The organism is Streptomyces chiangmaiensis (assembly GCF_036281785.1).
Classification (GTDB): domain Bacteria; phylum Actinomycetota; class Actinomycetes; order Streptomycetales; family Streptomycetaceae; genus Streptomyces; species Streptomyces chiangmaiensis.
Genome location: NZ_JAYWVC010000018.1, coordinates 1 through 13,063 on the forward strand (window position 1 = coordinate 1; position 13,063 = coordinate 13,063).

Annotated in this window: 13 protein-coding genes and 1 pseudogene; 7 read left to right on the forward strand and 7 right to left on the reverse strand. The window is 71.2% G+C overall.

From position 1 onward, the window contains the following. Positions 1–174 precede the first annotated feature (174 nt). Together VXC91_RS08500 and VXC91_RS08505 are read left to right on the forward strand one after the other, a co-directional pair. Complete coding sequence (locus VXC91_RS08500; protein ID WP_329506317.1) at positions 175–1,992, forward strand: APC family permease; 1,818 nt, start codon at positions 175–177, stop codon at positions 1,990–1,992. 130 nt (positions 1,993–2,122) lie between these two features. Beyond that, entirely contained in the window at positions 2,123–2,518 is a 396-nt protein-coding gene (locus VXC91_RS08505) for a luciferase domain-containing protein (RefSeq protein ID WP_329506319.1), read from the forward strand. Here the strand turns inward: VXC91_RS08505 and VXC91_RS08510 are convergent. Then, positions 2,500–2,937, reverse strand: a complete 438-nt coding sequence (locus VXC91_RS08510) for a hypothetical protein (RefSeq protein WP_329506321.1) — start codon at positions 2,935–2,937, stop codon at positions 2,500–2,502. The genes VXC91_RS08505 and VXC91_RS08510 overlap by 19 nt on opposite strands. Before the next feature lie 22 nt (positions 2,938–2,959). Here VXC91_RS08510 and VXC91_RS08515 point away from each other — a divergent pair. From VXC91_RS08515 to VXC91_RS08525, 3 genes and pseudogenes are all read left to right on the forward strand, one after another. Beyond that, positions 2,960–3,397 (forward strand): annotated as a pseudogene (locus tag VXC91_RS08515) (TIGR03668 family PPOX class F420-dependent oxidoreductase); the annotation flags it as partial. A 70-nt stretch (positions 3,398–3,467) separates the two neighbouring features. Then, complete coding sequence (locus tag VXC91_RS08520; RefSeq protein ID WP_329506323.1) at positions 3,468–3,842, forward strand: CBS domain-containing protein; 375 nt, start codon at positions 3,468–3,470, stop codon at positions 3,840–3,842. A gap of 277 nt (positions 3,843–4,119) precedes the next feature. Next, positions 4,120–4,932: an SAM-dependent methyltransferase gene (locus tag VXC91_RS08525; RefSeq protein ID WP_329506324.1), complete on the forward strand. Its 813-nt coding sequence runs from the start codon at positions 4,120–4,122 to the stop codon at positions 4,930–4,932. A gap of 24 nt (positions 4,933–4,956) precedes the next feature. Here the strand turns inward: VXC91_RS08525 and VXC91_RS08530 are convergent, their stop codons facing one another. Then, positions 4,957–6,210, reverse strand: a complete 1,254-nt coding sequence (locus VXC91_RS08530) for a hypothetical protein (RefSeq protein WP_329506325.1) — start codon at positions 6,208–6,210, stop codon at positions 4,957–4,959. A 333-nt stretch (positions 6,211–6,543) separates the two neighbouring features. On the opposite strand from VXC91_RS08530, the gene VXC91_RS08535 reads away from it, so the two are divergent. Continuing rightward, positions 6,544–7,032, forward strand: a complete 489-nt coding sequence (locus VXC91_RS08535) for a phosphatase domain-containing protein (RefSeq protein ID WP_329506326.1) — start codon at positions 6,544–6,546, stop codon at positions 7,030–7,032. 18 nt (positions 7,033–7,050) lie between these two features. Here the strand turns inward: VXC91_RS08535 and VXC91_RS08540 are convergent, their stop codons facing one another. The 5 genes from VXC91_RS08540 to egtA form a co-directional block, all read right to left on the reverse strand. Further along, complete coding sequence (locus VXC91_RS08540; protein ID WP_329506327.1) at positions 7,051–7,257, reverse strand: dodecin; 207 nt, start codon at positions 7,255–7,257, stop codon at positions 7,051–7,053. 175 nt (positions 7,258–7,432) lie between these two features. Continuing rightward, positions 7,433–8,434, reverse strand: a complete 1,002-nt coding sequence (egtD, locus tag VXC91_RS08545) for an L-histidine N(alpha)-methyltransferase (protein ID WP_329506328.1) — start codon at positions 8,432–8,434, stop codon at positions 7,433–7,435. After that, positions 8,431–9,258: an ergothioneine biosynthesis protein EgtC gene (gene egtC, locus VXC91_RS08550; protein ID WP_329506330.1), complete on the reverse strand. Its 828-nt coding sequence runs from the start codon at positions 9,256–9,258 to the stop codon at positions 8,431–8,433. Before egtC ends, egtD begins: the two co-directional genes overlap by 4 nt. Beyond that, complete coding sequence (gene egtB, locus VXC91_RS08555; RefSeq protein ID WP_329506332.1) at positions 9,258–10,574, reverse strand: ergothioneine biosynthesis protein EgtB; 1,317 nt, start codon at positions 10,572–10,574, stop codon at positions 9,258–9,260. The genes egtC and egtB overlap by 1 nt, the downstream gene beginning before the upstream one ends. After that, positions 10,571–11,887 carry an ergothioneine biosynthesis glutamate--cysteine ligase EgtA gene (gene egtA / locus VXC91_RS08560; protein WP_329506333.1) on the reverse strand — a complete coding sequence of 439 codons (1,317 nt, stop codon included), beginning with the start codon at positions 11,885–11,887 and terminating at the stop codon, positions 10,571–10,573. Before egtA ends, egtB begins: the two co-directional genes overlap by 4 nt. Positions 11,888–12,187: 300 nt before the next feature. On the opposite strand from egtA, the gene VXC91_RS08565 reads away from it, so the two are divergent. Beyond that, positions 12,188–13,018, forward strand: a complete 831-nt coding sequence (locus VXC91_RS08565; RefSeq protein WP_329506335.1) for a TIGR02452 family protein — start codon at positions 12,188–12,190, stop codon at positions 13,016–13,018. The last annotated feature ends 45 nt before the right edge of the window (positions 13,019–13,063 follow it).

Below are 13,063 nucleotides of genomic sequence, written 5' to 3' on the forward strand. Positions count from 1 at the left end.
TGCCGGGGGTCGCGAGCCGGTGAACCTTTCCGGTCGCCGCACTAGGACCCGTGAACCCCGGGCGGGCCAGTGCTCCTCACCACTGGCTCGCCCGGTCGCGTCCGCCGGGACGCGCCCGAAGAGGCCGCAGAGGAGACTGTTGGGATCCGTCCGACCGGCCGTGGTGAGGTCCCGATGGCGTATGGCCTGGCACGTCGTGAGCTGAGACCGAGAGTCCCCTTGCGTCCGGGTGAGGGCGAGAAGCACCATCTGACAAGCCTGGAGGGCCTGGCCGCGCTCTCCCTGGACGCGCTCAGCTCGGTGGCGTACGGACCCGAGGCCATCGTGCTGGCCCTGGTCGTCGCGGGGACCGGGGCGTTGACCGCCACGCTGCCCATCACACTCGCGATCACGTTTCTGCTCGCGGCACTCGTGGTGTCCTACGGCCAGGTCATCGCGGTACACCCGGATGGCGGAGGCGCCTACGCCGTCGCCAAGAAGGACCTGGGCAGGACCACCAGTCTGCTCGCGGCGGCGAGTTTGGTCGTCGACTACGTGCTCACCGTCGCCGTCAGCCTTGCGGCGGGCGCCGACGCCTTCGCGTCCGCGTTCCCGGGGCTCGCCGACGACAAGCTCGCCGTCTGTCTCATCGGGCTCGCGCTGCTCACCGCTGTGAATCTGCGCGGCGTCACCGACAGCGCCCGCGTGCTGATGCTGCCCACCGTGCTGTTCATCGTGGCCATCCTGGGCATCGTCGTCCTCGGCCTGATCCGCTCCCATCCGGTGGCCCTCGTCGGCACCCCCCGGTCCTTCCCGGCACACGAGTCGCTGGGGTTTTTGCTGATCCTGAAGGCGTTCTCGTCCGGCTGCTCGGCCCTGACGGGCGTGGAGGCCATCGCCAACGCCGTGCCGACCTTCCGCACCCCCCGGGTCCGACGCGCCCAGCGCACGGAACTCATGCTGGGCGCGCTGCTCGGGCTGATGCTCATCGGGCTCGCGGTGCTCATCCGCCGCGACCACGTCGCCCCGCGCGGGGACGTCACCGTCCTCGCCCAGCTCGCCGCCGGCGCGTACGGCACCGGTTGGGCCTACTACGCCACCAATCTCATCGTCACCCTGGTCCTGCTTCTCGCCGCGAACACCAGTTTCGGCGGACTGCCCGTGCTCATGAGTCTGCTCGCCCGCGACCACCGCCTGCCTCACCTGTTCGGGCTGCGGGCCGAACGGCCGGTCTACCGCTACGGGGTGGTGGCCCTGGCGCTGCTCGCCGCCGTGCTGCTCATCGCCGTCGACGCCGACACCCACCGGCTGATCCCGCTGTTCGCGATCGGCGTGTTCATCGGCTTCACCCTCAGCCAGATCGGTCTCGTACGGCACTGGGCGACCCAGCGGCCCGAGAGATGGCTGCACCGCGCCCTGATCAACGGCACCGGGGCACTGCTGACCACGCTGGCCGGCGTCATCCTCCTCACCACCAAGTTCCTGGAGGGCGCCTGGGTGGTCGTCATCGCGGTCCCGCTGATGATGCTGCTGTTCGCCCGTGTGGAGCGCTACTACACGGCCGTGGGGGAGGAGCTGGGACTCGGCCGCATCCCGGATCCCCCGGACCGGTGGACCGGGAGCCTGGTGATCGTTCCGCTCGGCGAGGTCAGCAAGCTCGCCCGGCACGCCGTGAGCGCTGCCCTGGCTCTGGGCGACGAGGTGGTCGCGGTGGCCGTCCACGCGGACCCGGACAAGACCCGCGCCCTGCAGGAAGCATGGGATCGCTGGAATCCGGGCGTGCGCCTCGACGTCATCGACAGCCCGCACCGGTCCCTGGTCCAGCCGATCGTCGACTATGTGCAACGCGTGGCCCAGGACGGACGGCAGATCGCCGTCCTCATCCCCGAGGTGGAACCCCGTCACCGCCGCTACGAGATCCTCCAGAACCAGCGTGGCCTGCTGCTCGCCACCGTTCTGCGGGCCCGCACCGACGTGGTGGTGTGCATGCTTCCGTACCGTTTGAGCGTGTGAGCCAGGATGCGACGGCCGCGGCTGCCTGCCGACCGGGTGGCCCGTCCGCCGGCCCGCCGTCAACCTCACGTCCCAGTTACAGACCCCTCAACCTCTGGTGTCGATGCAGTGAGGGGACGACGATGGGGGCATGACTCCGGCCCAGCGCGCCCTCGAGAGACTCGACGCCTGGCCCGACCTGAGCACAGGTCCGGCCAGTTGCGGTATCGGGCGGGCACTCCGCTCGTCGCACAGCGAGATCGTCCACTTCCACACCGACCACGAGGCGGACCTGCATCTCACCAGCAGAGCCATCCAGCGCATCTCCGGGGACCTCGCCGAGTCGACCGCCATCCGCATGGTGCCCGGTTCGCGATGGGTGACCGTGCACCTCGACTGCGATGCCGACGTGGATCTGCTGCTGAGTCTGGTCAGCGTGGCGCTCCAGGCGCACCAGACGCGCCCCCCGTCCGGCGCTTCGCCGGCGGCATGCAACTTCCGTCGTGTCACGGTGCTTCCACGCGACCGTCAAGGCGTCGGCCGCTGAAGGGCGAGCGCCTGGTTGCGGTTGATCAGGGCCCGGGTCACGGTGCGGGTCATCTCGCAGTGCCCGAGGACGTCCGCGCTGTCGATGAACTGATCTGCCGCGCCGATGACCGGCAGGGACCTGATCGCCGGGTCGGTGATGTGGCGCGCGTTGCGCTGGAACTGGTCGCGTTCGGCGCGGAGTTCGCGGATCTCCTCGCGGGCCGGTTCGAGATCGACGCGGAGGCTGGTCGAGCTGGCCGGGCTGTCCCGCTCGGAGGGGCGAGGCGGGAGGGCGGTCGGCCGACCGCCAAGCCGGACACCCGCGTTTCCGGGCGGCCGCTCCCGACTGAGGCCGAGACGGTGTAAAGGGGCGGATACCGGGTACCCGTCGCTACCGACAAGGACACCGGCCGGGAACAGGTACGCCGCCGACGTCATCGATCCGGGAGGAGGGCCCGCAGTGCCGCGGATGGCAGAGGACGAGGCACGGCGGCGGTTCGCCGGCGCCCGGGTCGCGCGGCTGGCGACGACTGATCCGCAGGGGCGCCCCCACCTCGTACCGGTCGTGTTCGCCGCCCACGGCGACGGGATCGTGACGGCCGTCGACCGGAAGCCGAAGAGCTCCCAGCGACTCAAGCGGCTGCGCAACGTAGCCGCCAATCCGGCCGTGTGCCTGCTGGTGGACGCATACGACGAGGACTGGGACCGGCTGTGGTGGGTACGGGCCGACGGGGGCGCCCGCACCGTGCGCCCCGACGCGCCCGCGGAACGGGACCGGGACGAGTACCGCGCCGCCCTCGCGCTGCTGACGCGAAAGTACCCCCAGTACCGGGACAGCACGCCGGACGGGCCGGTGATCGCGGTCGCCGTCCACCGCTGGAGCGGCTGGCGAGCCGCTCCCGACCCCGCGCGGCCGGGGGAGGCGAGGGCCGGACGGCACCCCGACGAGACGATTCCGGGAGGTTCCCATGACCAGGCGGATACGTGACGTGATGTCCCATGGCGCGGTCGCCGTCGAACCGATGACTTCCGTGGCCCGGGCGGCCCATCTGATGCGCGACCAGGACGTCAGCGGTGTTCTGGTGAGCTATGACCGCGATCTGTTCGGGATGCTCACCGACCGGGACATCGTGGTCCGCACCGTCGCCGAGGACCGCGATCCGCACACCACCACCGTGGGTTCCGTGTGCACCCGTCCCCCCGTGGTGACGCTGACGCCCGACGACACCACCGACCACGCCGCCGAGCTGATGAGTCGGTACGCCGTACGCAGGCTGCCCGTCGTCGCGAGCGACGGCTGCCCGGTCGGCATCGTCAGCCTGGGCGATCTGGTCGCCACATAGGAACCCGAATCGGCACTGGCCGACATCAGCAGGGCCCCGAAACGCTGAGCCGAGTGCCTCCCCGGGCTCGGTAAGCGCGTCGACGTCAGGCAGCGCTGTCGTCAGCCGGGACGCGGCCTTCTCGCCGACGCCCGCTCCGAGGTCGCCGGCCGGTTCGGCGAAAGGTGCGGACGCCGTGATCAACAGACGGCACAATGGCGGCGAGTGACGGGCCATCGGCGGCGGTCGTACGCACACCGGGGACGGCTCCTCGGTGTGCGAAGAAGGGGAGAGAGACGTGAGCGAGCACCAGCGTCCGTCGGGAGCTGCGCCCCGGCTGAACACCGGAGTGGCCCACAACGCGCGGGTGTGGAACTACTGGATCGGCGGGCGGGACAACTACGAGGTCGACCAGCAGGTCGGCGACCATGTCGCCGCCATGTTCCCGGTGATCCGCGACGTGGCGCGCGCGGACCGCGAGTTCCTCGGGCGTGCGGTGGGGTTCCTCGCCGGTGAGTGCGGGGTACGGCAGTTCCTGGACGTCGGCACCGGGCTGCCGACGTTCGACAACACCCATGAGATAGCCCAGCGCATCGCGCCCGAATCCCGGATCGTGTATGTCGACAACGACCCCATCGTGCTCGCCCACGCGCGTTCGCTGCTGACCAGTGCGCCCGAGGGGGCCACCGACTACATCGATGCCGACGTCCACCACCCGGAGGCGCTTGTGCGCGGCGCGGCGGCCACCCTGGACCTCGAGCGGCCCGTCGCGGTGATGATGCTCGGCATCCTCAACTTCGTCCTCGACATCGACCGGGCCCAGGAGATCACGCGTACGCTCATGTCGGCGGTCCCGTCGGGCAGTTACCTCGTGCTCACGCACCCCACCACCGATGCCGACCTCGGCGGGCAGGGCAATGTCGAGGCGATGCGGTTCTGGAACGACAACGCGACGCCGCCGATCACCGCCCGCACCCGCGCGGAGATCGCGTCCTTCCTCGACGGCCTGGAGATCCTTGCCCCGGGCCTCGTCTCGTGTGCGCGGTGGCGGGCCGACACCGACTCCGCGGCCACTGTCCCGCAGTTCGGCGTGGTCGCCGTGAAGCCCTGACGGACGGCCCCGGCGACCGCGCGCTCACAACGGCGTGCGGCTGGCCGTCAGAAGATAGGTCCCATAGGCCAGGGACAGCACGGCGAGTGCTGAACCGACCAGGAGGACGTGCTTCGGGCGGACCCGCCAGCTGCGCGCGAAGGCGAGCGCGATCGGGAACAGCAGCGGAAACGCGGGCAGCAGGAAGCGCGGTTTCGACGCGTACGGGCCGGAGCCGCCGAGCGTGATCAGGACGAGCATGCCGGCGTAGACGATCAACGGGAGTGGGGCGCGGTCGAAGCACAGCAGGCAGAACAGCACGACGGCCGCCACGACGAGCACCAACGCCAGTGGGTAGACGACCCGGCCTCCGTACAGCAGCAGCGCCTTGAGGAAGTGCAGCGAACCGGCGCCGAAGTCGAAACGGGAGTCCCAGGCGTGCTGCACCTTGAAGTAGCCGCCCAGCAGGTCGCCCGTGTGGCGGCCGACCCACAGGACGAACCCCACCCAGCCCAGCGGCGCGAGCGCGGCGCCGATCCACAGCCCCGGCGGGACGCGGCCACGCCGTCCGATGACCTCCCGCACCGCCACGACACCGACCGCCGCGGCCACGGCGAACCCGGTGGGCCTGGACAGGCCCGCAAGGGCCGCCAGTGCCCCCGCCCACAGCCACCGGCCCGTCAGCACGCTGTACAGGGACCAGGCGGCGAGCGCGGTGAGCAGGGACTCCGTATAGGCGATGTCGAGGACGACGGCGTGCGGCAGGGCCGCCCACACGCCGACGAGAGCAGTCGCGACCGCCCGTCCGTACACATGGTGGCCGATGGCGTAGACGCCGTACGCGGCCACGCCCGCGGCGCACCACGCGACCAGCAGGGCGGCGGCGTCCCAAGGGACGGGGAGGACGGTGTGGACGGCGCGGATCAGTCCCGGGTAGAGGGGGAAGAAGGCCCAGTCCCGCTGGACGGCACCGGTGGTGGCGAGGACGTGGGCGCGGGTGCCGTAGCCGTGCTCGGCGATGTGCAGATACCACCTGGAGTCCCACGACGTGGCCAGGCCCTTGAACAGCGCGTGGCCGTGGTGGTGGTTCGCCAGGGCGATCGCGCCGATACCGGCGAGGCGGATGGAGAAGAACAGGGCGAGGGCGGGCGAGGCGCCAGGCAGGAGCCGTCTGCCGATGGGAAAACGAACGCGACGGGGGGAGCCCCCGGCGCGTTCGACGTCGGGTGTGGGCGCGGATGAGCCCACACCGTGACCCTGCGGCACCGAGGCTCGGTCCGCAACGTGAAGTTTGGCCATGGTTGGGTCATATACCACCGCTGCACGAGAATCTTTCGTGAGCTGGTGATGAACGCGGTGAATCATGCCCGGCCACCCGGGCCAGGGCAGGCCCGTCACGCCGCCGCAGGAGGCGGGCGCGCCGCCCGGACCGACGCTTCATGGAGCCGATGTACGGGTGCGGCGCTGTTCGTGCGGAGCCCCGGAGCCCGGCACACGCGCGTGCACGGCCTGGGTGAACAGCCCGCCGAAAACCGCCACCCCAAGGGACCCGACCAGGATGCGGAACAGGTTGACATCCCGCCCGGCGCAGCGGGGCGACCACCTCCGCGACGCCCTCCCTAGAGTGGTCGCGTGACGAACAGCAGCAGGCCGCTCGCCGTATTCGATCTGGACAACACCCTTGCCGGCACCGCACACCGGCAGCGCTTCCTCGAGGCCCGGCCGCGTGACTGGGACGCCTTCTTCGCGGCCGCGCCGCAGGATCCGCCGCTGGCCGAGGGCGTCGCTCTCGCGCTGGAGACCGCCGAGGAGTGCGAGGTCGTCTATCTGACCGGGCGGCCCGCACGCTGCCGGCGCGACACCCTCGACTGGCTCGCCGCCCAGGGGCTGCCCGAGGGGCGGGTGTACATGCGGGCCAACGGCGACCGCAGGCCCGCCCGTTCCACCAAGCTGGAGATCCTGCGCGAGCTGGCCCGAGGCCGGGAGATGCGCATGCTCGTCGACGACGACGAACTGGTCTGCCAGGACGCGGAACGGGCGGGCTTCACGGTCGTGCACGCCCGCTGGGCGACACCCTCCACCGCGCTGAAGGACGCGCAGGAGAGGGAGGGGCGGACCTGAGAGGGCCTGGCTACGCACCTAGTCCAGTCGGAAGCCCACCTTCAGGCCGACCTGGTAGTGCTCGATCTGCCCGTTCTCGATGGCGCCCCTGACCTGCGTGACCTCGAACCAGTCCAGATTGCGCAGGGTCTGCGAGGCACGGGCGATGGCGTTGCGGATCGCCTGGTCGACGCCCTCAGGCGAGCTGCCGACGATCTCGGTGACCCGGTAGGTGTGGTCGGTCATGCGGGTGCTCCTCTCGGCGTGACGGCTGTGTCACACGTCACTCCACGGTGCCGTATGGTGCGGCGGACCGCGAGACGTCGCCTCATGCAGCATCATCCGGATACTCGCCGACGGCCGACCGCGCCCGGCAAGGCGCGCGGTCGGCCCCGGCCTCACCGGGTGGCCGTGACGCCGCTCAGTGCGCCGTGCTCAGCGACAGTGCGAATCTCGCCTCCTCGTCCGTCCACCAGTGCGTCAACGTCATCCCGGCCGCGGCCAGTTCACGACCTACACCGTCCTCGCGGAACTTCGCCGACACCTCCGTGCGCAGTTCCTCGCCCTCCACGAAGTGGACCGCGAGGTCGAGCGCGGGAATCTTGACGGTCTGTGCCCTGTGCGCCCTCAGCCGCATCTCGATCCATTCGTTCTTGGCGTCCCACAGGGCCACATGGGTGAACGCGTCCGGGTCGAAGTCGGCGCCCAGCTCGCGATTGACGACGGTGAGCACGTTCTTGTTGAACTCGGCCGTGACACCGGCCTTGTCGTCGTACGCCGCCACCAGTACCGACTCGTCCTTGACCAGGTCGGTACCCAGCAGCAGCGCGTCCCCGGGGGCCAGCAGGGACCGTACGGACGTGAGGAACTCCGCACGCTCGGCGGGCAGCAGATTGCCGATCGTGCCGCCGAGGAACGCGACGAGCCGCGGGCCCGGCGTGTCCGGCAGGGTGAGGCCGGCGGTGAAGTCGGCGATGAGCGCGTGGACGTCGAGTCCCGGCCGTTCGGCGATGAGCGCGTGCCCCGCCTGGGTGAGCGCGCTCTCGCTCACATCGACCGGCACATAGGTGCGCAGGCCGCTCAGCGCGTCCAGCAGGTACCGGGTCTTCTCGGACGAGCCGGAGCCCAGCTCGACCAGGGTGCGCGCCCCGGTCGCTGCCGCGATCTCCCCGGAACGCGCGATGAGGATCTCCCGCTCGGCGCGCGTCGGGTAGTACTCGGGCAGCTCGGTGATCTTCTCGAAGAGGTCGCTGCCGTGGGCGTCGTAGAACCACTTCGGCGGCAGCGTCTTGAGTGCGGGGGTCCCTCCCGGCCGAGCGGGGTCGGGACCCTGGGGCAGGGCGAGGCCGCGCAGCACGTCGGCGCGCAGCGCCGCGTCCGTGGCGTCCTCGGCAAGGGTGCGGGTGAGATGGAACGGGCTCACGTGCTGGGCTCCTCGGGTGATGGGGGTGCCCCCGCTCGAGCGGAGCCGAGAGTGGGGGAGGATGCCATGTCGTCGCGAAGGTCCTTGAGAGGGGTCAGCAGGACGCCGGTGGGCGTGGCCGAGAGCAGCGTGCGGTCCGGCACCTCGTGCCAGTGCGGGTCGTCGTCGTACGGTTCGGAGGCCACGACGATGTGCCGGCCGGGCTCGGAGAAATACCACAGCGTGTCGCCCCACGCGGTCGCGGTGATCGTCCTGCCGTCGGTGAGCAGCAGGTTGAGCCGGGAGCCGGGGGCCGCCGCGGCGACCTCCAGCACGGTGTCGGCCAGCGCCTGTGTCCCTTCGTCACCGGCCCGCAGCCGGTTGAGCACGAGCGCCCAGACGATCGCCGAGTCGGTGCGCGCCTCCAGTGACAGCAGCTCGGCGGGCGGCAGGGTCCGGGCGAGGTCGGCGACCGAGCGGGGCCATCCGGCCACGGCGCCGTTGTGGCTGAACAGCCACCGGCCCGCGGCGAACGGCGCCGCGGAGGCCTCTCCTGCGGCACACCCCTCGGTCGCGTCACGCACGGCGGCCAGGACCGCGCCCGAGCGCACGACCCGCGCCAGATCGGCGAAGGACGGGTCGGCCCAGATGGGGCCCATCCGGCGGTACCGCGCCGGCACCGGATCCGCCTGCGCGTACCAACCGACGCCGAATCCATCGGCGTTGACCGTGCCGTACCGCTGCCTCCGTGGTTCCCACGACTGCCGGTACAGACTGTGCCGGGGCTCCACGAGGAGCCGGCCGAGCGGCTCCTCGGGTCCCAGATAGGCGAAATGACGGCACATCACGCGTCCCGGGCGGTGCGGAAGCCGGAGAAGATCTGGCGCCGGATCGGATAGTCCCAGTTGCGGAATGTGCCGCGGCACACCACCGGGTCCACGGCGAACGAACCGCCCCGCAACACCTTGTACTCCGGCCCGAAGAACACCTCCGAGTACTCCTTGTACGGGTACGCGGTGAATCCCGGGTACGGCAGGAAGTCGCTCGCCGTCCACTCCCACACGTCACCGATCAACTGCCGTACACCGAGCGGGGATGCGCCCGCCGGGTAGCTTCCGGCAGGCGCGGGGCGCAGGTGCCGCTGGCCCAGGTTGGCGTGCTCCGGCGCCGGGTCGGCGTCGCCCCAGGGGTAGCGCCGGGAGCGGCCGCTCTCCGGGTCGTGGCGGGCCGCCTTCTCCCACTCGGTCTCGGTGGGCAGCCGGCGTCCCGCCCAGCGCGCATACGCGTCCGCCTCGTACCAGCACACGTGCAGGACGGGCTCGTCGGGCGGTACGACCTCGGTGACACCGAAGCGCCTCCGCAGCCACTGCCCGCCATCCCGGTGCCAGTACAGCGGGGCCTTGAGACCGTGGGTGCGAATGTGCGCCCAGCCCTGTGGGGTCCACCACCGCTCGTCACCGTAGCCCCCGTCCTCGATGAAGGCCTGGTAGGCGGCGTTCGTCACCGGGACGGCATCGATGTGGAAAGCGGGCACCGGACGCTCGTGCGCGGGCCGTTCGTTGTCCAGCGCCCACGGCTCGGTCGAGGTGCCCATGGTGAACGGGCCTTCGGGAACGAGGACTTCGGACGGCCCGGTGTACGGCGGCACCGGCTCGGGATCGGGGGCGGTGAGCGCCTGGGGCCCCTTGCGGAGCTGGTGGGTGATCAGCATTGTCTCGTCGTGTTGCTGTTCGTGCTGGGCGATCATGCCGAAGGCGAAGCCCGCCTGCGTCAGCCGCCGGCCCTCGAACGGCGTGTTCTCCAGCACGTCCAAGGCCCTGCCGCGCACCTCGGCGGCGTAGCGGCGGGCCTCGTCGGGTGGGAGCAGCGGCAGCGAGGGCCGCTCGGCGCGGGGGTGTTCGAAGGCGTCGTAGATGCCGTCGATCTCGGGCCGCATGGCCTCGCGCCCCGCGACCGTGCGCAGCAGCCAGAGCTCTTCCTGGTTGCCGATGTGCGCGAGGTCCCACACCAGCGGGGACATCAGCGGGGAGTGCTGGGCCAAGAGGTCGGGCTCATCGACACAGGTGGTCAGGAGCGCGGTGCGGTCGCGGGCCGTGGTGAGAGCGTCCAGCGCGCGCTCCCGGAGCAGGTCGGGGTCTATCGGTGACCGCTCGTCGGTCATGTGTGGATGTCCTTCCCGTGGAACCGGGTGTCCTGCCCGCCGGAACGGGTGTCCATCCCGTGGAACTGGAGCAGCAGATCGTCGGCGGGGCAGCGGCCCCGGGCCACGTAGCGTTCGGTGAACTCCGCGACGGCGCGCCGGACGTCGGCGTCGGCGCCGAGCCGGGGCAGGGCCTCGGCCGCGGCCGCGAAACAGGCGACGGCGGCCTCGCGCAGTTCGGGGTCGGTGAGACCGTCGCGGGTGGCGGCGATCCACAGCGGATTGCACGGAGCCGGCCGCGAACCCGCCCGCTCGGCGAGGGGTTTCACCGTCCGGTAGGCGGTCTCGGCGGCCTGGGGGTCGTCGAAGAGCGCGGTCGTCACGGCGAGCGGCACGATCCACCCGTCGTCGCCCGGCTGGGCGTCGATCATGCGGAGTTCGAGGTGGCCGCGGGGCCGTATCGGCGGGAAGAGGGTCGTGAGGTGGTAGTCGAGATCGCTGCGGTCCGGCGGGTCGGCGGACCGGGTCCAGTCCCGGAAGCTCAGGCCGGTCGGCACGCGCCAGGGGCCGGTCTCGCCCCGGACGCACATCACCGGTGCGTCCATCACATGCCGGGCCCAGGAGACACGCGGGTCGCCGTTGAGGGGCGGAGCGCTGCTGCGTCCCGGCTCCATGGCGGCCCACAGGGACTGCCGTGTTGAGCGCCAGCCCGTGGGCCGGCCCCGGGACAAGGGCGAGTTCGCGAACGCGGCGAGCAGCACCGCGCCCAGTTGGTGCGCCAGCCACCAGCGCCGACCGTGCCCGAGCGGGCCCGGCTCCTCGTAGCCGGCGTCCAGACACACCTGGACGGAGGCGGACGAGCACATCATGGAACGGCCCTCGGGGCCCGTGCGGTCGAGGTAGTTCTCCATGGCGTCGTAACGCGGCTCATGGAGCAAGCGACGCGGAGGGTTCCAGGGATCGTGGCCGATGCCGCTGATGCCGATGTCCATCTCGCGCAGCAGCGCGCGGACCGCGTCGAGGTCGGCGGAGACGGCCCCTATGCACTCCATCAAGGAGGCGGCCGGAGCGGAACTGAGCTCCAGCTGACCACCGGGTTCGACCGTGAGGGCCGAACGCAGGGGCAGGGACCGCAGAGCGGCGTAGGCCTTTCGGAGACGTTCGGGTGGTACCGGGAGCCACGGTTCTCGCAGCTCGTGGACGAGCCATTCCACTTCGACACCGAGCGTGCGAGGCGGTCCGGTCTTGAAGCAGATGCCGCGGACCAGTGCCTCCACCTCGGCGTCGGTGACGGCGGAGCGCTGCTCCGTACAGTCACTCACCGAATCGGACATGTCGGGATCCTCCTGAGATTCCACCATGCCGCCAACTCGGCCCCGGTAGGCCGGGTCGGCAAACACTCGCACCACCCAAGACCCTCGCGTGGTTTCGCACAAGGGTACCCAGTGGCGCTTTTACGACTTCTTGCTCGCCGTTCCTCGGTGGGAAATCGGTTGTTCTCGAGGCCGGGAAACTCTGTTGCGGCTCATGACCAGCATCGCTCAGGATGCGTTCATGAGCACGACGGGGGAATCCGGCGCTCCGCCGGGAGAGGCCGTGTGCGACGCGCTCACGGCGCCCACGGGGGTGGCGCCGTGAGCGCGCGCCTGCGGGGGATCGCGCAGCAGACGGAGGCGATCGTCGCCGCGGGGGCCTACCGCACGTCCGGCGGACGTACGGTGACCATCGCCGCGGCCGTCGACGCCGCACGCAGCGGCACTCGGATGTTCGGACCGGACCCGGTGCGGACGCCGCAGGCCGCCCCGGTCACCACGGTGTTCGAGGTCACCGGGGAGAGCAGCCTGGAAGCCGCCCGGCGCCTGGTGGGCCGGTCGGGTGATTCGGTGGCCGTGCTGAACTTCGCCTCCGCGCGCAACCCGGGAGGCGGCTTCCTGAACGGCGCGCAGGCCCAGGAGGAGGCCCTGTGCCGGTCCTCCGCGCTGTACTCGTGCCTCCGTGAGGTGAAGGAGTTCTACGACCACCACCGGGCGCATCGCGACCCGTTCTACACGGATCGCGTCATCCATTCACCCGGCGTGCCCGTCTTCCGCGACGACCGCGGCCGCCTGCTCGACGAGCCGTACTCAGCAGGCTTCCTGACCGCCGCGGCGCCGAACGCCGGCGTGGTGCTGCGGAGGGCGCCGGAGCGCGCCGGTGAGCTGCCCCGTGCCCTTGCGGCACGCGCGGAACGGGTCCTCGAGACGGCGGTGGCCTGCGGCTATCGGCGCTTGGTGCTGGGTGCGTGGGGCTGTGGGGTGTTCCGGAACGACCCGGCGCAGGTGGCCGGGGCATTTCGCGAACTGCTGGTCGGGGGACGGTTCGAGGGGTACTTCGGCGAGGTCGTCTTCGCCGTGCTGGACCGTACGCCGGATGCGACGACGCGGGCCGCGTTCGCTCACGCCCTCGCGGACGTGTGCGTCCCGTGACTTCGTCGCTCAGGTGGTCTCGGACGAGCGCATCTGCCGTGGCCC

What these genes read in the sequence shown, in the direction of transcription:
- egtC (WP_329506330.1), bottom strand. Translation starts at nt 9,258, where the DNA reads ATGTGCCGTCATTTCGCCTATCTGGGACCCGAGGAGCCGCTCGGCCGG.
- VXC91_RS08500 (WP_329506317.1), top strand. Translation starts at nt 175, where the DNA reads ATGGCGTATGGCCTGGCACGTCGTGAGCTGAGACCGAGAGTCCCCTTG.
- VXC91_RS08540 (WP_329506327.1), bottom strand. Translation starts at nt 7,257, where the DNA reads ATGACCGACCACACCTACCGGGTCACCGAGATCGTCGGCAGCTCGCCT.
- egtB (WP_329506332.1), bottom strand. Translation starts at nt 10,574, where the DNA reads ATGACCGACGAGCGGTCACCGATAGACCCCGACCTGCTCCGGGAGCGC.
- VXC91_RS08530 (WP_329506325.1), bottom strand. Translation starts at nt 6,210, where the DNA reads ATGGCCAAACTTCACGTTGCGGACCGAGCCTCGGTGCCGCAGGGTCAC.
- VXC91_RS08510 (WP_329506321.1), bottom strand. Translation starts at nt 2,937, where the DNA reads ATGACGTCGGCGGCGTACCTGTTCCCGGCCGGTGTCCTTGTCGGTAGC.
- VXC91_RS08505 (WP_329506319.1), top strand. Translation starts at nt 2,123, where the DNA reads ATGACTCCGGCCCAGCGCGCCCTCGAGAGACTCGACGCCTGGCCCGAC.
- VXC91_RS08520 (WP_329506323.1), top strand. Translation starts at nt 3,468, where the DNA reads ATGACCAGGCGGATACGTGACGTGATGTCCCATGGCGCGGTCGCCGTC.
- egtA (WP_329506333.1), bottom strand. Translation starts at nt 11,887, where the DNA reads ATGTCCGATTCGGTGAGTGACTGTACGGAGCAGCGCTCCGCCGTCACC.